This window comes from Dickeya sp. CFBP 2040 (assembly GCF_012273755.1).
Lineage (GTDB): Bacteria > Pseudomonadota > Gammaproteobacteria > Enterobacterales > Enterobacteriaceae > Dickeya > Dickeya poaceiphila.
This window is the reverse complement of the sequence record NZ_JAAVXH010000103.1, coordinates 26,661-48,780: the sequence shown is the minus strand read 5'-3', so window position 1 is coordinate 48,780 and position 22,120 is coordinate 26,661. Positions and strand designations below refer to the sequence as shown.

19 protein-coding genes are annotated in these 22,120 nt (G+C 51.9%); 15 read left to right on the top strand and 4 right to left on the bottom strand.

Going from position 1 to position 22,120, the window contains the following annotated elements; translation table 11 throughout:
- Positions 1 to 39: 39 nt before the first annotated feature.
- A complete protein-coding gene (gene yfcD / locus Dpoa2040_RS16385) occupies positions 40 to 651 on the top strand; it encodes an NUDIX hydrolase YfcD (protein ID WP_050569488.1) in 612 nt (203 codons plus the stop codon).
- A gap of 120 nt (positions 652 to 771) precedes the next feature.
- Here yfcD and pta read toward each other — a convergent pair whose 3' ends face one another.
- Together pta and ackA are read right to left on the bottom strand one after the other, a co-directional pair.
- A complete protein-coding gene (gene pta / locus Dpoa2040_RS16380; RefSeq protein ID WP_042871770.1) occupies positions 772 to 2,913 on the bottom strand; it encodes a phosphate acetyltransferase in 2,142 nt (713 codons plus the stop codon).
- 92 nt (positions 2,914 to 3,005) lie between these two features.
- On the bottom strand, positions 3,006 to 4,208 hold the full coding sequence (ackA, locus tag Dpoa2040_RS16375) for an acetate kinase (protein ID WP_042871768.1): 1,203 nt from the start codon (positions 4,206 to 4,208) through the stop codon (positions 3,006 to 3,008).
- A gap of 473 nt (positions 4,209 to 4,681) precedes the next feature.
- On the opposite strand from ackA, the gene yfbV reads away from it, so the two are divergent.
- The 4 genes from yfbV (at position 4,682) to Dpoa2040_RS16355 (ending at position 8,450) form a co-directional block, all read left to right on the top strand.
- Complete coding sequence (gene yfbV / locus Dpoa2040_RS16370; protein ID WP_042871765.1) at positions 4,682 to 5,143, top strand: terminus macrodomain insulation protein YfbV; 462 nt, start codon at positions 4,682 to 4,684, stop codon at positions 5,141 to 5,143.
- Between the two features lie 136 nt (positions 5,144 to 5,279).
- Positions 5,280 to 5,774: a YfbU family protein gene (locus tag Dpoa2040_RS16365; protein ID WP_042871764.1), complete on the top strand. Its 495-nt coding sequence runs from the start codon at positions 5,280 to 5,282 to the stop codon at positions 5,772 to 5,774.
- 37 nt (positions 5,775 to 5,811) lie between these two features.
- The gene (locus Dpoa2040_RS16360) at positions 5,812 to 6,468 is read left to right on the top strand and encodes a sugar phosphatase (RefSeq protein ID WP_168641931.1); all 657 of its coding nucleotides are present in this window, start codon (positions 5,812 to 5,814) and stop codon (positions 6,466 to 6,468) included.
- Positions 6,469 to 6,614: 146 nt separating this feature from the next.
- The gene (locus Dpoa2040_RS16355; protein WP_210423985.1) at positions 6,615 to 8,450 is read left to right on the top strand and encodes an SLC13 family permease; all 1,836 of its coding nucleotides are present in this window, start codon (positions 6,615 to 6,617) and stop codon (positions 8,448 to 8,450) included.
- Between the two features lie 68 nt (positions 8,451 to 8,518).
- Here the strand turns inward: Dpoa2040_RS16355 and yfbR are convergent, their stop codons facing one another.
- Positions 8,519 to 9,076: a 5'-deoxynucleotidase gene (yfbR, locus tag Dpoa2040_RS16350; RefSeq protein WP_246867320.1), complete on the bottom strand. Its 558-nt coding sequence runs from the start codon at positions 9,074 to 9,076 to the stop codon at positions 8,519 to 8,521.
- On the opposite strand from yfbR, the gene Dpoa2040_RS18435 reads away from it, so the two are divergent.
- Positions 8,993 to 9,295, top strand: coding sequence for a hypothetical protein (locus tag Dpoa2040_RS18435; RefSeq protein WP_246867322.1), 303 nt, complete (start codon positions 8,993 to 8,995; stop codon positions 9,293 to 9,295). The genes yfbR and Dpoa2040_RS18435 overlap by 84 nt on opposite strands.
- On the opposite strand, the gene Dpoa2040_RS16345 is transcribed toward Dpoa2040_RS18435, so the two are convergent.
- Positions 9,255 to 10,469 (bottom strand): pyridoxal phosphate-dependent aminotransferase, encoded by a 1,215-nt coding sequence (locus Dpoa2040_RS16345; protein ID WP_042871760.1) that lies wholly within the window; start codon positions 10,467 to 10,469, stop codon positions 9,255 to 9,257. The genes Dpoa2040_RS18435 and Dpoa2040_RS16345 overlap by 41 nt on opposite strands.
- 276 nt (positions 10,470 to 10,745) lie before the next feature.
- On the opposite strand from Dpoa2040_RS16345, the gene Dpoa2040_RS16340 reads away from it, so the two are divergent.
- The 9 genes from Dpoa2040_RS16340 to nuoH all read left to right on the top strand — a co-directional run bounded on the left by Dpoa2040_RS16340 (position 10,746) and on the right by nuoH (position 22,113).
- Entirely contained in the window at positions 10,746 to 11,012 is a 267-nt protein-coding gene (locus Dpoa2040_RS16340; RefSeq protein WP_168641930.1) for a hypothetical protein, read from the top strand.
- Between the two features lie 788 nt (positions 11,013 to 11,800).
- Positions 11,801 to 12,730, top strand: coding sequence for a transcriptional regulator LrhA (gene lrhA, locus Dpoa2040_RS16335; RefSeq protein ID WP_168641929.1), 930 nt, complete (start codon positions 11,801 to 11,803; stop codon positions 12,728 to 12,730).
- A 638-nt stretch (positions 12,731 to 13,368) separates the two neighbouring features.
- Positions 13,369 to 13,812, top strand: coding sequence for an NADH-quinone oxidoreductase subunit NuoA (nuoA, locus tag Dpoa2040_RS16330; RefSeq protein ID WP_042871754.1), 444 nt, complete (start codon positions 13,369 to 13,371; stop codon positions 13,810 to 13,812).
- A gap of 18 nt (positions 13,813 to 13,830) precedes the next feature.
- Entirely contained in the window at positions 13,831 to 14,505 is a 675-nt protein-coding gene (locus tag Dpoa2040_RS16325; RefSeq protein WP_012885398.1) for an NADH-quinone oxidoreductase subunit B family protein, read from the top strand.
- Between the two features lie 117 nt (positions 14,506 to 14,622).
- Positions 14,623 to 16,422 (top strand): NADH-quinone oxidoreductase subunit C/D, encoded by a 1,800-nt coding sequence (gene nuoC, locus Dpoa2040_RS16320; protein ID WP_168641928.1) that lies wholly within the window; start codon positions 14,623 to 14,625, stop codon positions 16,420 to 16,422.
- A gap of 2 nt (positions 16,423 to 16,424) precedes the next feature.
- The gene (gene nuoE / locus Dpoa2040_RS16315; RefSeq protein WP_042871750.1) at positions 16,425 to 16,955 is read left to right on the top strand and encodes an NADH-quinone oxidoreductase subunit NuoE; all 531 of its coding nucleotides are present in this window, start codon (positions 16,425 to 16,427) and stop codon (positions 16,953 to 16,955) included.
- A complete protein-coding gene (gene nuoF / locus Dpoa2040_RS16310; protein ID WP_042871748.1) occupies positions 16,952 to 18,301 on the top strand; it encodes an NADH-quinone oxidoreductase subunit NuoF in 1,350 nt (449 codons plus the stop codon). The genes nuoE and nuoF overlap by 4 nt, the downstream gene beginning before the upstream one ends.
- A 114-nt stretch (positions 18,302 to 18,415) precedes the next feature.
- On the top strand, positions 18,416 to 21,142 hold the full coding sequence (nuoG, locus tag Dpoa2040_RS16305; RefSeq protein WP_168641927.1) for an NADH-quinone oxidoreductase subunit NuoG: 2,727 nt from the start codon (positions 18,416 to 18,418) through the stop codon (positions 21,140 to 21,142).
- A complete protein-coding gene (gene nuoH / locus Dpoa2040_RS16300; RefSeq protein WP_042871746.1) occupies positions 21,139 to 22,113 on the top strand; it encodes an NADH-quinone oxidoreductase subunit NuoH in 975 nt (324 codons plus the stop codon). Before nuoG ends, nuoH begins: the two co-directional genes overlap by 4 nt.
- Positions 22,114 to 22,120 lie beyond the last annotated feature (7 nt).

Genomic DNA, 22,120 nt, shown 5'->3' with positions numbered 1-22,120 from the left:
GATGCGCATCACCGCGCCATGACGAAAGGGTTTCAGAGGATGGTGGAACAAACACAGATGGCAGCCATGGAGTGGGTCGATATCGTTGATGAAAACAACGAAGTTATCGCCCAATCCAGTCGCCAGCAGATGCGTGCTCAGCATCTGCGGCATCGCGCTACCTATATCGTTGTACATGATGGCATGGGCAAGATTCTGGTTCAGCGCCGTACCGAAACCAAAGATTTTTACCCCGGCTGGATGGACGCGACCGCAGGCGGCGTGGTGCAAAGTGGTGAGAATCTGCTGGAGTCGGCACGTCGTGAAGCAGAAGAAGAGCTGGGCATCGCCGGTGTGCCGTTTGCTGAACATGGCCTGTTTTACTATGAAAGTGATGACTGCCGGGTATGGGGGGCGTTGTTCAGTTGCGTAATGCATGGCCCGTTTGCCTTGCAGGCGGAAGAGATTGATGAAGTGAGTTGGTTGACGCCGGAAGAGATTACTGCGCGTTGCGATGAGTTCACTCCGGATTCGCTCAAGGCATTATCGCTGTGGTTAAGTCGTAACAGCGGCAGCAATGATTACGTTAAACCGCAACGCGTTGCGCCACGCATTCAGAACGATGATGTGACCGGGACTGAAGATAGTGATGCCGTAGAACAACATTCGTAGAACAACATTGAGTGTGGTTACTCAGACCGCTTTCATAAAAAACGCCAGCAGTTACGTTGCTGGCGTTTTTGTTTCCGTGTATCAGCGGCGTATCGAAAGATGCGCCGCTAATGCCGTCTATCAGGCAATCTGGGTAGCCTGAATAGCGGTCAGCGCTACGGTATAGACAATGTCGTCCACCAGTGCGCCACGGGACAAGTCGTTAACCGGCTTGCGCATACCTTGCAGCATGGGCCCGATGGAAATCAGGTCGGCAGAACGCTGTACTGCTTTGTAAGTGGTGTTGCCGGTGTTGAGGTCCGGGAACACGAACACGGTAGCTTTACCCGCAACCGGTGAGTTCGGCGCTTTGGACTGAGCCACATCGGCCATGATCGCGGCGTCGTACTGCAGCGGACCGTCGATGACCAGATCCGGGCGTTTTTCCTGCGCCAGACGGGTCGCTTCGCGGACTTTATCCACATCGCTGCCGGCACCGGAGTTACCGGTTGAGTAGGAGATCATCGCCACGCGCGGTTCAATACCGAAAGCGGCAGCAGAGTCGGCGGACTGGATAGCGATTTCAGCCAGCTGTTCTGCGGTCGGGTCCGGGTTGATGGCGCAGTCGCCATAAACCAGTACCTGTTCCGGCAGCAGCATGAAGAACACGGAAGAGACCAGTGAGCTGCCCGGCGCGGTTTTGATCAACTGCAACGGCGGACGGATGGTGTTAGCGGTAGTGTGAACCGCACCGGATACCAGACCGTCAACTTCGCCTTGTTCCAGCATCAGCGTACCCAACACCACGTTGTCTTCCAACTGCTCGCGGGCGACCACTTCGGTCATGCCTTTGCTCTTACGCAGTTCAACCAGACGCGGTACATAGCGCTCACGTGCTTCAGCCGGATCGACAATCTCGATGCCTTTACCCAGTTCAACGCCCTGTGCAGCGGCGACGCGCTGGATTTCATCCGGGTTGCCCAGCAGCACACACTGTGCGATACCGCGCTCGGCACAGATGGCTGCGGCTTTGACGGTACGCGGTTCGTCGCCTTCCGGCAGCACGATACGCTTGCTGGCCTGACGCGCCAGTTCGGTCAACTGATAACGGAACGCTGGTGGAGACAGACGGCGTGAACGCTCGGAGGTAGCGGTCAGGGAATCGATCCACTGAGAATCGATGTGGCGAGCCACGTATTCCTGCACTTTTTCCACACGCTCATGGTCGTCCGGCGGCAGTTCCAGATTGAAGCTCTGCAGGTTCAGTGAGGTCTGCCAGGTATTGGTCTTGACCATGAACACCGGCAGGCCAGTCTGGAAGGCACGTTCGCACAGCTTGCTGATAGCCGGGTCGATTTCGTAGCCGCCGGTCAGCAGCAGGGCGCCGATTTCAACGCCGTTCATGGCAGCCAGACAGGCGGCAACCAGTACATCCGGACGGTCAGCGGAGGTCACCAGCAGCGAGCCTGGGCGGAAATGCTCCAGCATATGCGGAATGCTACGAGCGCAGAAGGTTACCGATTTCACACGACGGGTCTGAATGTCGCCAGTGTTGATAACGCGTGCGTTCAGGTGGTTGGCCATGTCGATGGCGCGGGTCGCGATCAGATCAAAGCTCCAGGGTACGCAGCCCAGAATCGGCAGTGGGCTGTTGGCGAACAGCAGCTTCGGATCGATGTTGGCGACGCTGGCTTTGGTGGAGTCATCAAAAATTTCAGACAGATCGGGACGAGTACGACCTTGCTCATCCACCGGTGCATTCAGTTTATTGATGATGACGCCGGTGATGTTTTTGTTCTTGCTGCCGCCAAAGCTGGAACGAGCGATGTCGATGCGCTCTTTCAACTGTGCCGGAGAATCGTTGCCTAGCGCCAATACGAAGACGATTTCCGCGTTCAGCGTTTTGGCGATTTCATAGTTCAGCGCATTGGCGAACTGGTGTTTGCGGGTTGGCACCAGACCTTCTACCAGCACGACTTCCGCGTCTTTGGTGCTTTCGTGGTAGCGGGCAATAATTTCTTCCAGCAGTACGTCCTGCTGGTTGCTGCTCAGCATTGACTCCACGTAGCTCATTGCCAGCGGTTCAGCGGCTGGAATGGAGGAGGTGGCGCGGACGATAGCGGTGGTCTGATCCAATTTGCTATCACCGGAACGTGGCTGGGCGATGGGCTTGAACACGCTCAGGCGCACGCCTTTTTGTTCCATGGAACGAATGACACCCAGGCTGACGCTGGTCAGGCCCACGCTGGTGCCAGTAGGAATCAACATGATTATACGGGACACGGCTTAACCTCTGTTTGCGGTTGCTCGTTGTTCAAAAACGATGTTGCTAAAACAACTCCGTCAGCTGAAGCTGACGGAGTGGGGAGAGTTAATCAGGCGGTCAGACGCAGTGCGTCCTGAGCGATGACCAATTCTTCGTTGGTCGGAATGACCAATGCCGGGCGAGTACCGTCTTTGGCGATGTTGCCGCCTTTGCCGAAACGTGCAGCCAGGTTACGGTCGTGGTCGACTTCAAAGCCCAGCAGGCCCAGTTGCTTCAGCGTTAACTCACGTACCATCGCGGCGTTTTCACCGATGCCGCCAGTGAAGATAACTGCGTCCAGACGACCTTCCATCAGCGCAGAATAAGAACCGATGTACTTGGCCAGACGGTGGCAGTACACGTTCATCGCACGTTTGGCGTCTTCTTTGGTTTCGTAGTTGTCTTCTACGTAACGGCAGTCGCTGGTTACTTCGGTCAGACCCAGCAGGCCGGATTCTTTGGTCAGCAGTTTGTTGATGCTATCTACACTCATACCCAAGGAATCGTGCAGGTGGAAAACTACCGCCGGATCGATGTCACCACTGCGGGTACCCATCACCAGGCCTTCCAACGGCGTCAGACCCATAGAGGTATCCACGCACTTGCCGTTGCGAATAGCGCTAACGGAACCGCCGTTGCCCAAGTGGCAGGTGATCACGTTCAGTTCTTCCACCGGCTTGTTCAGGACTTTCGCTGCTTCACGAGAGACGAAGTAGTGGCTGGTACCGTGAGCGCCGTAACGGCGAATGTGGTGTTCTTTGTATAACTTGTACGGCAGGGCGTACAGGTAGGCTTCTTCCGGCATGGTCTGATGGAACGCGGTGTCGAATACGGCAACGTTCTTGGCTTTCAGATGCGGGAATTCTTTCAGTGCTTCTTCGATGCCGATCAGGTGTGCCGGGTTGTGCAACGGCGCGAACGGAACGGCGTCTTTGATACCCTGCAGCACTTCGTCGTTGATAACCGCGGACTGGGTGAATTTCTCACCGCCGTGTACGATACGATGACCAATCGCTACCAGCTGAGCGGACAATTCAGGCTTCTGGCTGAGGATGGTGTTAACGATGAAACTCAGTGCTTCGCTGTGGGCGGCACCGGCACCCAGAGCAGCTTCCTGTTTGCCGCCATCGATTTTCCATTTGATGCGCGCTTCGGGCAGATTAAAACACTCGGCCAGGCCAGACAGGTATTCGTCTCCGCTGACGGCATCAATAATGGCAAACTTCAGGGAAGAACTGCCACAGTTAAGGACCAGTACTAACTTACTCGACATGGAAGTACCTACTTGTTATACATGGTTAAAAAAATGTCATACAACACTAGCGTAGCGCAGAAGGCTGTTGACATTTATGATTAACATCATGGCTGGGTGAAGTTTCCAGACATGACAGCGGAAAAATGCCGATGTGACGGACGAGCAGCAGCATCGTGACGCTCCTGAACGAGAGATACATCGACCAGCAAAAAACGGCGACAGCAGACACACATGACGCTTGCTGCACGCTGACTCAACAGTGGCCGGATTTGCCTGCCGGCATAGTAAAACTCTGTCTGAAACAGTAAGTGGCTAACAGCGAGTACAAAACGGCGTCAAACGGCTTTTATCACGGCTTTTATCGCAGCCCAAAAGGCTGTTTTAGGATACCGATAGCAACCATTAAACACAAAATATATTTTAAGCTTGTCAATTGCAGTTGGTGATTTGTACGAAAATTTTATTTTTTATATGTAAAGTTGAGGTCTAGCATGTCGACGAAACCCTCCGACAAAGACAAAGCAGGATGGCTGCAGCTATTCCATCTTGGCCAGCGTTATATGAAAACCTGGCCTGCGGATAAACGACTGGCGCCTGTGTTTCCTGAAAATCGCGTAGTGCATATCACCCGGTTTGCCATTCGCATCATGCCGCCGTTGGCTGTATTTACCCTGACCTGGCAAATTGCATTGGGTGGTCAGCTTGGCCCAAGTGTGGCGACCGCGCTATTTGCTCTTGGATTACCAATGCAAGGGTTATGGTGGCTTGGACGCCGTTCGGTTACTCCACTACCGCCTTCTTTATTACGTTGGTTTCATGACATTCGTAATAAGCTACTGGAGTCGGGTATGGCGCTGATGCCGGTGGAAGGGCAACCTACTTACCAGATGTTGGCCGACGTGCTGAATCGTGCCTTCAGGCAACTTGACAGGGCATTCCTGGACGATCTTTGATGTAAACCCGGTTTTTAGCCAAAGACGCTAGCTTTTTTTCCATTGGATTCTGTTTTAAATCAAGAAACGAACGCCAGCCAGTATGCGATTCTGCTATTAATCCCCCTTTAGCCGGAATCAGATTCAGGAGTGCACCATGGAAATGACCAATGCTCAGAGACTTATCCTGTCCAATCAGTACAAAATGATGTCGATGCTGGACCCCGATAATGCGGAACGTTACCGTCGCCTGCAAACCATCATTGAACGCGGCTACGGGTTGCAAATGCGGGAACTGGATCGCGATTTTGGCGATTTGAGCGAAGATGTATGTCGTACTCTCATTAATATTATGGAAATGCACCATGCGCTACAGGTTTCCTGGGCTAACCTGAAAGAGAAACCGGATATGGATGAGCGCCGACTGGCATTTCTTGGTTTCGATGCGGCTACCGAAGCGCGTTATCTTGGCTACGTACGTTTCATGGTACATGTTGAAGGTCGTTATCCTCACTTTGATTCTGGTACGCATGGCTTTAACTCGCAGACCAAAATGTGGGATAAATACATCCGTATGTTGGCGGTGTGGCAATCTTGCCCACGTCAGTATCATCTGAGCGCGGTAGAGATAGCGCAAGTCATCAATGCCTGAGAGGTTCAGAGGCATATAAATAAAGAAGGGGCTTTCTGTGGAGTGTAAAGGTTTTCTGTTTGATCTTGACGGCACGTTGGTAGATTCACTGCCCGCGGTTGAACGGGCCTGGAGCAACTGGGCAAAAGATCATGATATCGACCCGCAGAGTGTTCTGGATTTTATTCATGGCAAGCAGGCGATTACCTCGTTGCGTCATTTTCTGGCGGGAGCCAGCGAAGAGACGATTCAGCGTGAGTTTATCGCGCTGGAGCAGGTAGAAGCGACGGATACCACAGGTATTGCGGCTATGCCGGGTGCATGTGCACTGCTGAACAGACTGGATGAACTGGATATCCCATGGGCGATTGTGACGTCGGGAACGGTGCCGATTGCCCATGCCCGTCACCGTGCGGCGGGCTTGCCTTCACCGCGTGAGTTTATTACGGCGGAGCAAGTGGAGCGCGGTAAACCGAATCCGGATGCGTATTTGTTGGGAGCACAACGGTTGGGGCTGGCTCCTGCTGAATGCGTGGTGGTGGAAGATGCGCCGGCTGGCGTGCTATCCGGGTTGGCTGCTGGATGTCAGGTTATCGCGGTGAATGCGCCAGTCGATACACCACGTTTGGATGAAGTGGATGCCATATTACCTTCTCTTGAGCAATTGCAGATTTCACGTACACCGGATGGTTGGGTAAACATTACCCTGAAATGATGCTTTAAACCCAGATAAACATGATCAATACCCTGCTTTGTCAGGGTTTTTTTATGGCATTCTGATTTTAAGCGGTTTCTCCGAAAGAAACGTTGTTGTTCGGAATACCGCCTGATGAATAAGGACTGTTAATGTCAGGAGGCGGCATGTTGAGCAGTTCACTTGTCTGGGTTGCCATTTTGCTATTGATTGCCATCGTGCTGTTTGCTACCGGCAAACTGCGTATGGATGTGATTGCACTGCTGGTGATTGTGGCGTTTGTCTTAAGCGGTACATTGACACTACAGGAAGCGCTGATTGGTTTCAGCGATCCGAATGTGTTTTTGATCGCAGCACTATTTGTGATCGGTGAAGGGCTGGTGCGAACCGGGGTAGCTTATCAGGTCGGTGACTGGTTGATGCGTGTGGCCGGACAGAGTGAAAACCGTATGCTGATTTTACTGATGTGTACGGTGGCACTGCTGGGGGCTTTTATGAGTTCCACCGGGGTGGTGGCTATTTTTATTCCGGTGGTACTGAACGTTGCAGCGCGGATGAAAACTACCCCCGCCCGTCTGATGATGCCGCTGGCTTTCGCAGGGCTTATCAGCGGTATGATGACGCTGGTGGCAACGCCACCCAATATGGTGGTTAGCAGTGAGTTGATGCGTACCGGTATGAACGGGTTCAGTTTTTTCAGTGTCACGCCTATTGGTGCCGTTGTGCTGTTGACTGGGATTGCTTACATGCTGGTAGCGCGTTTCTGGCTGACGGCGACTAACAGCGATGGCCTCAAAGACGGGTGGAAACGCAAAACATTTCGTGATCTGATCCGGGAGTATCGCCTGACCGGGCGGGCACGTCGCGTGGCGATTCGCATCGGATCGCCGCTGATTGGCCAGCGCCTGGACGATTTGCAATTACGCCAGCGTTATGGCGCGAATGTGGTGGGAATTGAGCGCTGGCAAAAATTCCGGCGCATTATGGTGAGCGTCAGCAGCAATAGCGAATTGCGATTGAATGATGTGCTGCTGATCGATATGTCGGCATCCGATGTGGATCTGCGTGAGTTTTGCTCCACCCAGCGTCTGGAACCGATGGTATTGCGTGGCGAGTATTTCTCCGAACAGGCGCGTGATGTGGGCATGGCGGAAGTATCGTTGATCCCTGATTCGGGGCTGTTGGGTAAAACGTTGCAGGGAGTGGCGTTTCGCAGTCGTTACGGGTTAACCGTGGTGGGAATTCGCCGGGACGGCGAAGCGCTGGAAGGAAACCTGGCTGATGAGGCGTTAAAGCTGGGAGATATTCTGCTGGTCATCGGCGACTGGAAAAATATTCGGTTGCTGAATAAGCATAAGCGTCACTTTATTGTGCTCAATCTGCCGGCGGAAGTGGATGAAGTGGCGCCAGCCAGTAATCAGGGGCCACACGCGTTGTTTTGTCTGGCGCTGATGGTAGCGATGATGCTGACTGATGAGATACCTAACGCCATTGCGGCGTTGGTCGCCTGTCTGCTGATGGGGCAGTTCCGCTGTATCGACATGGAAAGCGCCTACCGTGCGGTACATTGGCCGAGTCTGATTCTCATCGTAGGGATGATGCCGTTTGCTTTGGCATTGCAGCAAACCGGTGGCGTGGCTTTGGTCGTAAAGGGGTTGATGGAGATAGGCGGCGGCGCAGGCCCTCACGTGATGTTGGTGTGTCTGTTCCTGTTGTGTGCGTTGACGGGATTGTTTATCTCCAACACGGCAACGGCTGTGCTGATGGCGCCCATTGCCGTTGCTGCTGCGGAACAGATGCAGGTTTCGCCGTATCCTTTTGCAATGATTATTGCTATCTCCGCGTCTGCGGCATTCATGACCCCCGTTTCCTCGCCAGTCAATACGTTGGTGTTAGCACCTGGTGGATATCGCTTCAGTGATTTTGTGCGGGTTGGGGTGCCATTCACGCTATTGGTAATGGTTATCAGCGTAGTGATGGTGCCGTGGTTGTATCCATTCTGAGCGCCGTCAATCGTAACAGCCTGAAGGGGGGTCATCATCAGGCTGTCTGGCTTCATCCAGGTTGCGGGTTAAAGCGGTGATTCCTGACTGATTTCGTCCAGTGACAAACTAAAGCTCGGAATAAATACCGTCATGAAATAATCCATTTCCGGACTTTGACGCTGCTGGAGTGTTTTTTCCAGCCGTGTTTTGGCCAACAGAAATTCATTATTGCCAGCGGATAGTTCTTCCAAACACTTCAAATACGCGCAAAGTGCATCAGCCTGTTTAACAATTGCATGTTCATCTTCGCTGATTTGTGATTCATCCAGCAGCGGCTTGAAGTCCTGCTGCAGTTCTGCAGGTAGCATCGCAATCAGATTATGGCGGGCAATCTTTTCAATTTTCTTATATTCGTGGGCAATTTGCGCATTGTAATACTTGATAGGGGTGGGCATATCGCCGGTCAGTACTTCGCTGGCATCATGGTACATGGCCAACAAGGCAATACGACCTATATTAAGATTCCCATTGAATTTGCGGTTTTTGATTACCGCGAGAGCATGAGCGACAAACGCCACCTGCAAGCTGTGCTCAGAGACATTTTCTGTCCGGACATTGCGCATCAGCGGCCAGCGGCTAATCAATTTCAGGCGGGACAAATGGGCGAAGAAATGACTTTGGACCATAAACATCTCTCAGTGTACGGCAATGGAGATTCATTGTGGCGGCTCCGTCATCAAGAAGCAACCGACGAAAAAGAGGGAAAGAACATCGGGAAAAATGGAGAATCCGGCACCTTGTTGGCACCGGATGCCGCTCCGATTACTGGTGATAACCTTCCAGAAAACGGCCAAACTTGTTGATTGCCATTTCCAGTTGATCAACACGCGGCAGGGTCACGATACGCAGGTGGTCCGGCTCCGGCCAGTTGAACGCGGTGCCTTGCACCAGCAGTACTTTCTCTTGCAGCAGCAGGTCCAGTACCAGCTTCTGATCATCATGGATGTTGAAACGCTTGGCATCAATGCGGGGAAACATGTACAGCGCCCCACTTGGCTTAACACAGGATACGCCAGGAATCTGATTGATCAGCTCCCAGGCGCGATTACGCTGTTCATACAGACGTCCGCCCGGATGAATGAATTCGCTGATACTTTGGTAACCGCCAAGTGCAGTCTGAATAGCATGTTGCATGGGGACGTTAGCACAAAGGCGCATTGATGCCAGCATTTCCAACCCTTCAATATAACCGCGGGCATGTTTTTTCGGGCCATTCAGGACCATCCAGCCCTGGCGAAATCCGGCTACGCGATAGGTTTTAGACAGGCCATTGAAGGTGACGGTCAACAGATCCGGCGCCAGCGCAGCTATCGAATGATGTTGTGCATCATCGTAGAGGATTTTGTCGTAAATCTCGTCGGCAAAAATGATCAAACTATGCTGGCGGGCAATTTCAACCACTTCCAGCAACAGCTCTTTGCTATATACCGCCCCAGTCGGGTTGTTGGGATTGATAATAACGATCCCTCGTGTGCGGGGCGTGATTTTGCTGCGAATATCGTCCAGATCCGGGAACCAGCCTGATTCTTCATCACAGCGGTAGTGCACCGCATGGCCGCTGGAAAGCGCAACAGCGGCAGTCCACAGTGGGTAATCCGGCGCTGGCACCAGCATTTCGTCACCGGTATTCAACAACGCTTGCATCGACTGAACAATCAACTCGGACACACCGTTACCGATATAGACGTCTTCCAGCGTGATGTCTCGCATATCACGGGCCTGATAATGCTGTACGATGGCTTTTCGGGCGGAGTATAACCCCTTGGAATCGCAGTAGCCTTGTGCAGTCGGCAAATTGCGGATGACATCTACCAGGATTTCATCCGGTGCTTCAAACCCGAAAGGTGCCGGGTTGCCGATGTTCAGCTTAAGTACCTTATTGCCTTCTTCTTCCAGTCGTTTTGCTTCTTTTAATACCGGGCCACGAATATCGTAACAAACGTTTTCCAGTTTTTTCGATTTTTCTATCGGTGACATTTAACAAACCTTTTGCAGGATACTGTTTTCCTGATGAGTAATCGCCTAACCCATCTAATGTACTCTTACCGTCGTGTGTTTTGAAGAATCATTACTGTGGCTGTGAAGTCGCTTCCATATTGGATTGTCACCAGTAAAGGCCACAATAAATGGTATTTATTGTTAATGAGGTGTTTATATGATGTAATATAATTTCTGTTTTTCAATCTAACGTTTGAAAGTGATGAGCAAAAAAGCCGCCTGAACGGCCAATTACACTGCCTGCCAGATCGCATAATGATGCATTATCCTCTTTCGTTGGAGTATTTAGGAATAATCTTATTGGTGGCTGGCGGGGTATTTCTATCTTATTTAAGCACTGAAACCGGTATCATAAAATTTTCAGCGTCTCTGGCGTTATCAAAAATATTTTTAAATACACGAATAGTTGCAGATCAGGCAAATGTCTTTCTATGTGGTAATAGGATGGGTTCTCTTTTTGAGGTTAAAATAAATGTAGGCCAACTTGCTGATAATAAAAAGCAGATTTATTTAATCGAATAGGGTAAGTGACAGCGTGGAAATAAAAAAAAGGTATATACGCACGGTGGATAGGATATTTTTTTAGAAATAGTCCACCTCACGACATAACTTCATGAAAATTTATGTTACATATACTATTTTAGTATATTTTTTAAAAAATTTACAAAAAAATATCTCCATTTACATAAAGTGTGAGTCGCATGGTGATAGTAACTCACTGTATTAATGGTGTTTGGTGGTAGTTGCTATGATATCGCTAACAGAGAATATGGTAGTGAATCGAAGACATTGATGAGGTGGATACATCAGATTGGTTGATGGTTTTTAACACTGTATTAAAACCAGATTCTGGATTGAATAGTGTGCCTTTGGGCTTGTTGATATTTTGAGCGTAATGTCCTTTTCAAGCAAACAAGGAATGAATGATGCACAAACTATGCGTCAAAGGTGAAAAATAAGAGATGTCGTATATTTTGGCGAATGCTCCTCGTAAAGTAAGCGCAATCAAAACCTTAATATCTCATGATTGTAAATTGCGGTTAAATGATATGGCTGGTGTTTTTTTTATTTTTATTTTATTATCTAAAATAAGAGAGTCCTTTTTGAAAGTCTGATTACCTAATAAGGTGCTTAAATTAAGGAGGCTAAAGGAGATAGACGATTCGGACAAGGGAATATCATTGTCTTTTGCCGTAGCCGTTCGTCTGCGATACTGTCCGTCTTTTATTGTGCATCCGGCCTTTGTCGGGGCATCAACATCAACACCAGGTATGTTTGTTAAAAATTAAAATAGATAAGTGAAGAGACGTATGACAAATACAAGTCGCCCTGTTCTCAACCTTGATCTCGATCTGTTGAGAACATTCGTCGCTGTTGCAGATTTGAATACGTTTGCGGCAGCTGCTGTTGCTGTGTGTAGAACGCAGTCAGCAGTAAGCCAGCAGATGCAGCGTCTGGAGCAGCTGATTGGTAAGGAGTTGTTTGCCCGTCATGGGCGAAACAAGCTGTTGACTGAGCATGGCATCCAGTTTCTTGGGTATGCCAGAAAAATCCTTCAGTTTAATGACGAGGCCTGTGCCTCACTGATGTACAGTGATATTCAGGGTACGCTGGCTATCGGTGCTTCCGATGACACCGCGGATACTATCCTGCCTTTCATCCTGCAGCGTGTTACCAGCGTGTTTCCGAAGCTGTCGGTTGCGGTCAGTATCAAGCGCAGCGCCGAAATGGCGGAGATGTTGCAACAAGGGAAAATTGATCTGGTCATTACGACCAGCAATACCAATGAGTTGCCTCATGTGTTGCTGCGTACCTCACCAACATTGTGGTACTGCGCTGCCGATTACCAGTATCAGCCCAGAGAAACGGTTTCGCTGGTTGTGCTGGATGAGCCAAGTCCGTTCCGCTCGCTGGCGTTGGAGCACCTTACTGCTGCCGGTATTCCGTGGAAGATTTCCTATGTCGCCTCTACGTTGTCTGCAGTGCGTGCAGCGGTAAAAGCCGGTTTGGGGATCACTGTGCGTTCAGTAGAAATGATGAGTCCTGAATTGCGTGTGCTGGGTGAAGAAGAAGGTTTGCCAAAACTGCCTGATACCCGTTATTACCTGTGCAAGAATCCGGAGCATGACAACGAACTGACCAACGCTATTTTCAGCGCTATTGAGTCTGGCACACGTTCTCATTTGTTGCCGGTAAACTCAGGTGCCGATAACGATATGCAGGAACCGCCGACGGAATAATCCATTAAAAGATATTATTTGAATCCTAACGTAGCGGGGCAATACCCGTTACGTTTTGCCTTTCCACTTTCTTTTTCTATGTTTTCACTCTTTTTTTAGCCGATTCACAGCTGCGACGCCTTGTTCTGTGTATTTAATTTACTGCTATTGTTCCATTTTCATTAAAACCATGTTTCTTTTTTTTAGAGCTATATTGGTGCAATGATAAGCTCAATAAATGAGCAGCTTGCGTGATTTTTTTACTAACATAAATGAAAAAATGTGCGTTGGATCAAAAAATATCCCTATTAACACTATGGGGGAACAGGAATCTTTGCCGAAAATGGTATAGTCACCCTGCCAATAAGGGCTTTCTGTAGGTGGAATAGTTAACCTGAAGTAATTGACTGACTCGATTTAGTCATCATGTTACACACAAAATGTTAACGAAACCGCGTGCATGTAAAGTAATGTGCTGTTATTTTTAGTGGCGTTGAAAATAAGGTTACATAACAGGGAATCAGACCGCATTAAACAGCTACTTGACCTTGTAAGTTGTGGCGTTTTTGTGGCGAAAAATCCTTCCTTTTAATCGATGTGGCGACAAACTGCCGAGTAAAGAGCAGGAGTCTGATCACTTTTGATGAGTAAGCAAGAGTATGTCAACAACTACTGAAGTCCTCGCCCATCACTGGGCCTTTGCGCTATTCGTTATCGTTGCTGTAGGTCTCTGCGGCTTTATGTTACTTGGTGGTTTCCTGCTAGGAGGCAGAGCTCGCGCCAGACATAAAAACATTCCTTATGAATCAGGTATCGATTCTGTTGGTTCAGCACGGCTGCGCCTCTCCGCCAAGTTTTATCTGGTTGCCATGTTTTTCGTTATTTTCGACGTTGAAGCCCTCTATCTCTATGCCTGGTCCGTTTCTATCCGGGAAAGTGGCTGGATAGGCTTCGTCGAAGCTACAATTTTCATTTTGGTGCTGTTGGCTGGCTTGGTCTATCTGGTGCGTATCGGCGCGTTGGACTGGACGCCAGTGCGTTCCAAAAGACAAGTCATGAAATCCAATGTCGTGACGCAGACCACCAACACTCATCAGCAGTAATAGCGAGGCATTTAGAAGATGGATTATACGCTCACCCGTATTGACCCGGACGGTGAGAACGACCGTTACCCCCTCCAGAAGCAAGAGATTGTCAGCGATCCGCTTGAGCAGCATGTCAATCGCAGCGTTTTCATGGGCAACCTCGAACAGTCGCTGCACAGCATGGTCAACTGGGGGCGCAGCAATTCCTTGTGGCCTTACAACTTCGGTCTTTCCTGCTGTTACGTGGAAATGGCAACGTCATTCACCTCTGTGCATGACGTTGCGCGCTTTGGCTCCGAAGTTATTCGCGCTTCACCACGTCAGGCGGATTTTATGGTCGTGGCCGGTACGCCGTTTTTAAAAATGGCGCCGGTCATTCAGCGTTTATACGACCAGATGCTGGCACCTAAATGGGTCATTTCCATGGGAGCCTGTGCGAACTCCGGCGGTATGTACGATATTTATTCCGTAGTACAGGGTGTAGACAAATTCCTGCCGGTTGATGTGTATATCCCAGGATGTCCGCCGCGTCCGGAAGCCTACATGCAGGCGCTGTTGCTGCTGAAAGAGTCTATTGGTAAAGAGCGCCGTCCTCTGTCATGGGTGGTAGGCGATCAGGGGGTTTACCGCGCCAACATGCAATCCGAGCGCGAACGTAAGCGGGGCGAACGTATTGCGGTAACCAATCTGCGTTCTCCAGATGAAATTTGACCCCTGTGAGTGAGGGCTGTAGTGGCTACGTAAGATCACGATAAATTCATATCACGAGAAACGTGTGTAGCCATCATCAGTCACAGAAATAGCACATTTACTGTGGTGACATAATTTATGACAGATTTAACGACACACGATGTCGCTCTGCCTGCATGGCAAACACGTGATCACCTTGATGATCCGGTCGTCAGCGAGCTGTGCAACCATTTTGGACCCGACGCTTTCACCGTTCAGGCGACCCGCACGGGCCTGCCTGTGGTATGGGTTAAACGCGATCAGTTGCTGGATGTAGTGGTTTTTCTGAAAAAACAGTCTAAACCCTATGTGATGCTGCTTGACCTGCATGGTGTGGATGAACGTCTGCGTACCCATCGTCAGGGTTTGCCAGACGCCGATTTTACCGTTTTCTATCACCTGATTTCGATTGAGCGTAACCGCGATATCATGCTGAAGGTGGCGTTGTCGGAAAACGATCTCAACATGCCGACCCTGACCAAATTGTTCCCCAACGCCAACTGGTATGAGCGTGAAGTGTGGGATATGTTTGGCATCACCTTCAAAGGCCACCCTCATCTGACGCGCATCATGATGCCGCAGACCTGGCAAGGGCACCCGCTGCGTAAGGATTTCCCCGCGCGCGCTACCGAATTCGATCCCTTCGTGCTGACCAAACAGCGTGAAGATATGGAGATGGAGTCCCTGACCTTCAAACCTGAAGAGTGGGGGATGAAGCGCGGTACGAATAACGAAGACTTCATGTTCCTGAACCTTGGGCCTAACCACCCGTCAGCCCATGGTGCGTTCCGTATTATCCTGCAACTCGACGGTGAAGAGATCGTCGATTGTATTCCTGATATCGGCTATCACCACCGCGGTGCGGAAAAAATGGGGGAACGCCAGTCCTGGCATAGTTATATCCCTTACACCGACCGTATCGAATACCTCGGCGGTTGTGTGAATGAAATGCCTTATGTTCTGGCGGTGGAAAAACTGGCGGGTATCGAGGTGCCGGAACGCGTGAAAGTTATTCGCGTCATGTTGTCCGAACTGTTCCGCATCAATAGCCACCTGCTGTATATCAGTACCTTTATTCAGGACGTCGGCGCAATGACGCCAGTGTTCTTCGCATTTACTGATCGCCAGAAAATCTACGATTTGGTCGAAGCGATTACCGGTTACCGTATGCATCCAGCCTGGTTCCGTATCGGCGGTGTGGCGCACGACCTGCCGCGTGGCTGGGAGCGTTTACTGCGCGAGTTCCTCGACTGGATGCCGGCCCGTCTGGATACCTATATCAAGGCGGCGCTGCAAAACAGCATCCTGAAAGGCCGTTCACAAGGAGTGGCTGCTTACAATGCCAAAGAAGCGCTGGAGTGGGGCGTGACTGGCGCAGGCCTGCGTGCTACCGGCATCGCATTCGATGTGCGTAAAGCCCGTCCTTACTCTGGCTATGAAAACTTCGATTTTGAGGTGCCGGTGGGTGATGGCATTAGCGATTGCTATAGTCGCGTGATGCTGAAAGTGGAAGAGCTGCGCCAGAGTATGCGTATTCTGGAACAGTGCCTCAAGAATATGCCGGAAGGTCCTTTCAAGGCTGACCATCCGCTGACTACGCCGCCGCCGAAAGAACGTACGCTGCAACATATTGAGACGCTGATTAACCACTTCCTGCAGGTTTCCTGGGGGCCGGTGATGCCGGCTAACGAATCATTCCAGATGATTGAAGCGACCAAGGGAATCAACAGTTATTACCTGACCAGCGACGGCAGCACCATGAGTTACCGAACCCGTATCCGCACGCCGAGCTTTGCGCACCTGCAACAGATTCCGGCGGTGATTCGTGGCTGTCTGGTATCCGACTTGATCGTATACCTCGGTAGTATTGATTTTGTCATGTCAGATGTGGACCGCTAATTATGCACGAACATAACAACACTCAGGATCCTATCGATGCTCCGGCGCAGGCCGCCAGCGATGTTTTTGTGTTAAGTGACACAGAGCGTGACGCTATCGAGCATGAAAAGCACCATTATGAAGATGCGCGAGCTGCGTCTATTGAAGCGCTTAAAATCGTGCAGAAGCAGCGTGGTTGGGTACCAGATGGCGCAATTGATGCGATTGCCGGGATTCTCGGTATCCCTGCCAGCGACGTCGAAGGCGTAGCGACGTTTTATAGCCAGATTTATCGCCAACCGGTTGGGCGCCATGTGATCCGCTATTGTGACAGTGTGGTGTGCCATATCACCGGTTATCAGGGCATTCAGGCTGCGCTGGAGAGGAAACTCAATATTAAACCTGGCCAGACTACCTTTGACGGTCGTTTCACGTTATTGCCGACCTGTTGTCTGGGAAACTGTGACAAGGGGCCGACCATGATGATCGACGAGGATACCCACAGTCAGCTGAAGCCTGATGATCTCGATTCGTTACTGGAGCAGTATCAATGAGTAAAAACATTGTTCTGACGGCTGAACAGCATCCTTTGACCTGGCGTCTGCGTGCAGACAAGCAGCCGGTGTGGCTGGACGAATACCGCAGCAAGAATGGTTATGCCGGCGCTCAAAAAGCGTTGACTGGCATGGCACAGGATGAGGTGGTGACTCTGGTTAAAGATGCCGGCCTGCGTGGTCGTGGCGGTGCAGGTTTTTCCACGGGTCTTAAGTGGAGCCTGATGCCGAAAGATGAAAGCATGAATATCCGCTATTTACTGTGTAATGCGGATGAGATGGAGCCAGGTACCTACAAAGACCGCCTGCTGATGGAGCAGATGCCTCATTTGCTGGTGGAAGGTATGCTGATTGGTGCTTATGCGCTGAAAGCCTATCGTGGCTATATCTTCCTGCGCGGCGAATATGTTGAGGCTGCTGCTAATTTGCGTCGTGCTATCGCTGAAGCGACAGAAGCAGGGCTGCTTGGCAAAAACATCATGGGCACCGGCTTCAATTTCGAGCTGTTTGTTCATACCGGTGCTGGTCGCTACATTTGTGGTGAAGAAACAGCGCTTATTAACTCACTGGAAGGCCGTCGCGCCAACCCTCGCTCCAAACCGCCGTTTCCGGCTTCCGCTGGTGTGTGGGGGAAACCTACCTGTGTCAACAACGTGGAAACGTTGTGCAACGTGCCTGCCATTATTGAGCATGGCGTGGAATGGTATCAGGGGTTGTCGGCGGGCAAGAGCAAAGATGCCGGTACTAAGCTGATGGGCTTCTCTGGCCGTGTGAACAATCCGGGATTATGGGAATTGCCGTTTGGTACCACTGCGCGTGAAATTCTGGAAGATTACGCTGGCGGTATGCGTGATGGCTTAACGCTGAAAGCCTGGCAGCCTGGTGGTGCCGGTACCGATTTCCTGACCGAAGCGCATCTGGATCTGCCGATGGATTTCGAAAACATCGGCAAGGCTGGTAGCCGCTTGGGTACGGCGCTGGCGATGGCGGTCGATAATGAAATCAATATGGTATCGCTGACCCGGAATCTGGAAGAGTTTTTCGCCCGCGAGTCCTGCGGCTGGTGTACGCCGTGCCGTGATGGTTTGCCCTGGAGCGTGAAGATTCTGCGTGCACTGGAGCGTGGGGAAGGGCAGCCGGGCGATATTGAAACGCTGGAGCAACTGTGCCGCTTCCTGGGGCCGGGCAACACCTTCTGCGCCCATGCGCCGGGGGCCGTCGAACCACTGCAGAGCGCCATTAAATATTTCCGGGACGAATTCGAGGCAGGCATCGCCAGACAGGTTGTCAGTAACGCCAAACCGATTGGCGGCATTCAGCCTAACCTGCTGAAACAGCGCTGGTAATCGTGCTGCCTGGCGTGTTGAGCATCACGCCGGGATTAAACGCCGATTCATCCCGCAGACAGAATTTTTGATTAGTGCCCGCCTGAGGCGGGCTGTTATGGAAGCATGCTGACTATGGCAACGATTCATGTAGACGGCAAAGAATATGAAGTGGATGGAGCAGACAACCTGCTGCAGGCATGTCTGACTCTGGGGCTTGATATTCCTTACTTTTGCTGGCATCCGGCGCTGGGAAGCGTCGGTGCTTGCCGCCTGTGTGCGGTCAAGCAGTACCAGAACGCGGAAGATACTCGTGGTCGTCTGGTAATGTCCTGTATGACGCCAGCGTCGGATGGCACCTATATCGCCATTGACGATGACGAGGCAAAGCAGTTCCGCAAGACCATTGTGGAATTCCTGATGACCAACCATCCGCACGACTGTCCTGTCTGTGAAGAGGGGGGGAACTGTCATCTGCAGGATATGACCGTAATGACGGGGCACAACTTCCGTCGTTACCGTTTTACCAAACGTACTCACCACAATCAGGACCTCGGCCCGTTCATCTCCCACGAGATGAACCGTTGTATCGCTTGTTACCGTTGTGTGCGGTATTACAAAGATTACGCCGACGGTAAAGACCTGGGTGTTTACGGTGCGCATGACAACGTTTATTTCGGTCGTCCGGAAGACGGGGTGTTGGAAAGCGAGTTTTCCGGCAACCTGGTGGAAGTCTGTCCGACCGGCGTGTTCACCGACAAAACCCATTCCGAGCGTTATAACCGTAAATGGGACATGCAGTTCGCACCCAGCGTTTGTCAACAGTGCAGCGTGGGTTGTAACACCAGCCCAGGTGAGCGCTATGGCGAATTGCGCCGTATCGAAAACCGTTATAACGGCAGTGTGAACCACTATTTCCTGTGCGACCGTGGTCGCTTCGGTTATGGCTACGTTAACCTGAAAGACCGCCCTCGTCAGCCGCTGCAACGCCGTGGCGATGACTGGATTGCGCTGAATGCCGAGCAAGCGCTGCAGGGTGCTGCCGATGTATTGCGTCAGGCCAAACGGACGATCGGGATTGGTTCACCGCGCGCCAGCGTGGAAAGTAATTTTGCATTGCGTGAACTGGTTGGTGCCGACAACTTCTACACCGGTGTATCCCAGACTGAGCAGGATCGTCTGCAACTGATGCTGAAGATTTTGCAAGAGAGCGGTGTTCGTACCCCGTCTCTGCGTGAAATTGAAAGCTATGACGCTGTGCTGGTGCTGGGAGAAGATTTGACCCAGACCGGCGCGCGCATTGCGCTGGCAGTGCGTCAGGCGGTGAAAGGCAAAGCCCGCGAACTGGCGGCGGCCCAGAAAGTTGCCGACTGGCAGATAGCTGCGATCCTGAATATTGGTCAACATGCCAAACATCCGCTGTTTGTCACTAACGTTGATAGTACTCGTCTGGATGATATCGCTGCCTGGAGTTACCACGCGCCCGTGGCGGAACAGGCTCGGCTTGGTTTCGCCATTGCCCATGCACTTGACAATGCGGCTCCGGCAGTCAGCGATTTGCCAACTGATCTTAACCAGAAAGTGGACGTGATTGTTCAGGCTCTGGCTGGCGCTCGCAAGCCGTTGATTATCTCCGGCACCAATGCGGGCAGCGACGATGTGATAGCGGCGGCAGCCAACGTTGCTAAAGCGCTCAAAGGCCGTGGTTCTGATGTTGGCATTACGTTTGTTGCGGCGTCAGCCAACAGCATGGGCGTAGCCATGATGGGTGGTGGGTCGCTGGACGATGCACTGTCTCAACTGGAAACCGGCGAAGCAGACAGCGTGGTGGTCTTGGAAAACGACCTGTATCGCCATGCGCCTGCGGCGCGTGTCGATGCTGCGCTGGCTAAAGCAGCCAATCTGATTGTGCTGGATCACCAACGTACCGCGATCATGGACAAAGCCAGCCTGGTGCTGTCTTCTGCGAGCTTTGCAGAGAGCGACGGTACGCTCATCAGCCAGGAAGGCCGCGCTCAGCGCTTCTTCCAGGTCTACGATCCGACCTATTACGACAGCAAGGTGGTGATGCTGGAAAGCTGGCGTTGGCTGCATTCCCTGTATATCACCTATAACAGCCGTCAGGTGGACTGGACACAGCTGGACCATGTGATTGATGCGTGCGTCAGCGCATTGCCGCAGTTGGCTGCGATCAAAGATGCCGCTCCAGATGCATCGTTCCGCATCAAAGGGCAGAAACTGGCGCGTGAGCCACACCGTTATAGTGGTCGCACTGCCATGCGCGCCAACATCAGCGTGCATGAACCACGTCAGCCGCAGGACCGTGACACCATGTTCGCTTTCTCAATGGAAGGGAACAACAGTCCGTTGGCCGAGCGCCAGCAGGTGCCGTTTGCCTGGGCACCGGGTTGGAACTCCCCGCAAGCGTGGAACAAATTCCAGGATGAAGTGGGCGGACATTTACGCCATGGTGATCCCGGCGTTCGTCTGATCGAAGCTGGCGACGGTTCTCTGGCCTATTTCAGGCAGGTTCCGGCTCCGTTTGCCCCTCAGCAAGGGCAGTGGCAGGTTGCGCCTTACTACAATCTGTTCGGCAGCGAAGAGTTGTCCCAGCGTTCCGGCGTTATCCAGCAGCGTATGCCGCAAGCCTGCGCGGTAGTGAATCAGGCTGATGCTGCGTTGCTGGGTGTCAATACTGGCGCATTGCTGGAGATCACCTGTGGTGGTCAGACGTTGCGTCTGCCGGTGCGTTTGAGTGCCGAACTACGTCAGGGCCAGGTTGGTTTGCCGCTGGGTTTCCCGGGGATCGCTCCGGTGCTGGCGGGCGCGACCGTTGAAATGCTGCGGGAGGCTGCACAATGAGTTGGTTGACTCCGGAAGTACTGGACATTCTGGCCACCGTCGGCAAGGCAATCGTGATTCTGCTGGTCGTGGTAAGTTGCGGTGCGTTGATGAGTATGGGGGAGCGCCGTTTGCTCGCGCTGTTCCAGGGGCGCTATGGACCTAACCGTGTAGGCTGGGGCGGTTCGCTGCAATTGGTGTCTGACATGCTCAAGATGTTCTTCAAAGAAGACTGGACGCCGCCATTTGCCGACAAGGTGATTTTCACGCTGGCACCGGTGATTGCGTTTACTTCTCTGCTGTTATCGTTCGCTATCGTACCGGTTAGCCCGACCTGGCAGGTAGCCAACCTGAACATCGGGATACTATTCTTCCTGATGATGGCGGGTTTGGCGGTCTACGCCGTATTGTTTGCTGGCTGGTCCAGTAACAATAAATACTCGCTGTTGGGTGCGGTGCGTGCCTCTGCACAAACTCTGAGTTATGAAGTGTTTCTTGGGTTGTCCCTGATGGGGGTGGTAGCACAGGCTGGCTCGTTCAATATGGCTGATATCGTCAACGCGCAGTCAACCGTGTGGAACGTCATCCCGCAGTTCTTTGGTTTCATCACCTTTGCGATAGCGGGTGTGGCGGTATGTCACCGTCATCCGTTCGACCAGCCGGAAGCTGAGCAGGAGCTGGCTGACGGCTACCATATTGAGTACGCCGGGATGAAGTTCGGTCTGTTCTTCGTTGGCGAATACATTGGGATCGTGACGGTTTCCGCATTGATCGTGACGCTATTCTTCGGTGGTTGGCATGGGCCTTTCCTGCCGCCGTTCGTCTGGTTTGCGTTAAAGACGGCGTTTTTCATGATGATGTTCATCCTGATTCGTGCTTCGTTGCCACGTCCGCGTTATGACCAGGTGATGGCATTTGGCTGGCGGGTGTGCCTGCCGCTGACGCTGCTGAACCTGCTGGCGACCGCCGCGGTCATTCTGTACAACGCTTGATAGGGGT

Coding starts and splice junctions, on each gene's coding strand:
- lrhA (WP_168641929.1), top strand. CDS start 11,801: ATGACAAATACAAGTCGCCCTGTTCTCAACCTTGATCTCGATCTGTTG.
- yfbV (WP_042871765.1), top strand. CDS start 4,682: ATGTCGACGAAACCCTCCGACAAAGACAAAGCAGGATGGCTGCAGCTA.
- Dpoa2040_RS18435 (WP_246867322.1), top strand. CDS start 8,993: ATGAGCGACAAACGCCACCTGCAAGCTGTGCTCAGAGACATTTTCTGT.
- Dpoa2040_RS16340 (WP_168641930.1), top strand. CDS start 10,746: ATGATGCATTATCCTCTTTCGTTGGAGTATTTAGGAATAATCTTATTG.
- Dpoa2040_RS16325 (WP_012885398.1), top strand. CDS start 13,831: ATGGATTATACGCTCACCCGTATTGACCCGGACGGTGAGAACGACCGT.
- nuoE (WP_042871750.1), top strand. CDS start 16,425: ATGCACGAACATAACAACACTCAGGATCCTATCGATGCTCCGGCGCAG.
- nuoH (WP_042871746.1), top strand. CDS start 21,139: ATGAGTTGGTTGACTCCGGAAGTACTGGACATTCTGGCCACCGTCGGC.
- Dpoa2040_RS16345 (WP_042871760.1), bottom strand. CDS start 10,469: ATGTCACCGATAGAAAAATCGAAAAAACTGGAAAACGTTTGTTACGAT.
- nuoA (WP_042871754.1), top strand. CDS start 13,369: ATGTCAACAACTACTGAAGTCCTCGCCCATCACTGGGCCTTTGCGCTA.
- yfcD (WP_050569488.1), top strand. CDS start 40: ATGGTGGAACAAACACAGATGGCAGCCATGGAGTGGGTCGATATCGTT.
- nuoF (WP_042871748.1), top strand. CDS start 16,952: ATGAGTAAAAACATTGTTCTGACGGCTGAACAGCATCCTTTGACCTGG.
- ackA (WP_042871768.1), bottom strand. CDS start 4,208: ATGTCGAGTAAGTTAGTACTGGTCCTTAACTGTGGCAGTTCTTCCCTG.
- nuoG (WP_168641927.1), top strand. CDS start 18,416: ATGGCAACGATTCATGTAGACGGCAAAGAATATGAAGTGGATGGAGCA.
- Dpoa2040_RS16365 (WP_042871764.1), top strand. CDS start 5,280: ATGGAAATGACCAATGCTCAGAGACTTATCCTGTCCAATCAGTACAAA.
- nuoC (WP_168641928.1), top strand. CDS start 14,623: ATGACAGATTTAACGACACACGATGTCGCTCTGCCTGCATGGCAAACA.
- Dpoa2040_RS16355 (WP_210423985.1), top strand. CDS start 6,615: ATGTTGAGCAGTTCACTTGTCTGGGTTGCCATTTTGCTATTGATTGCC.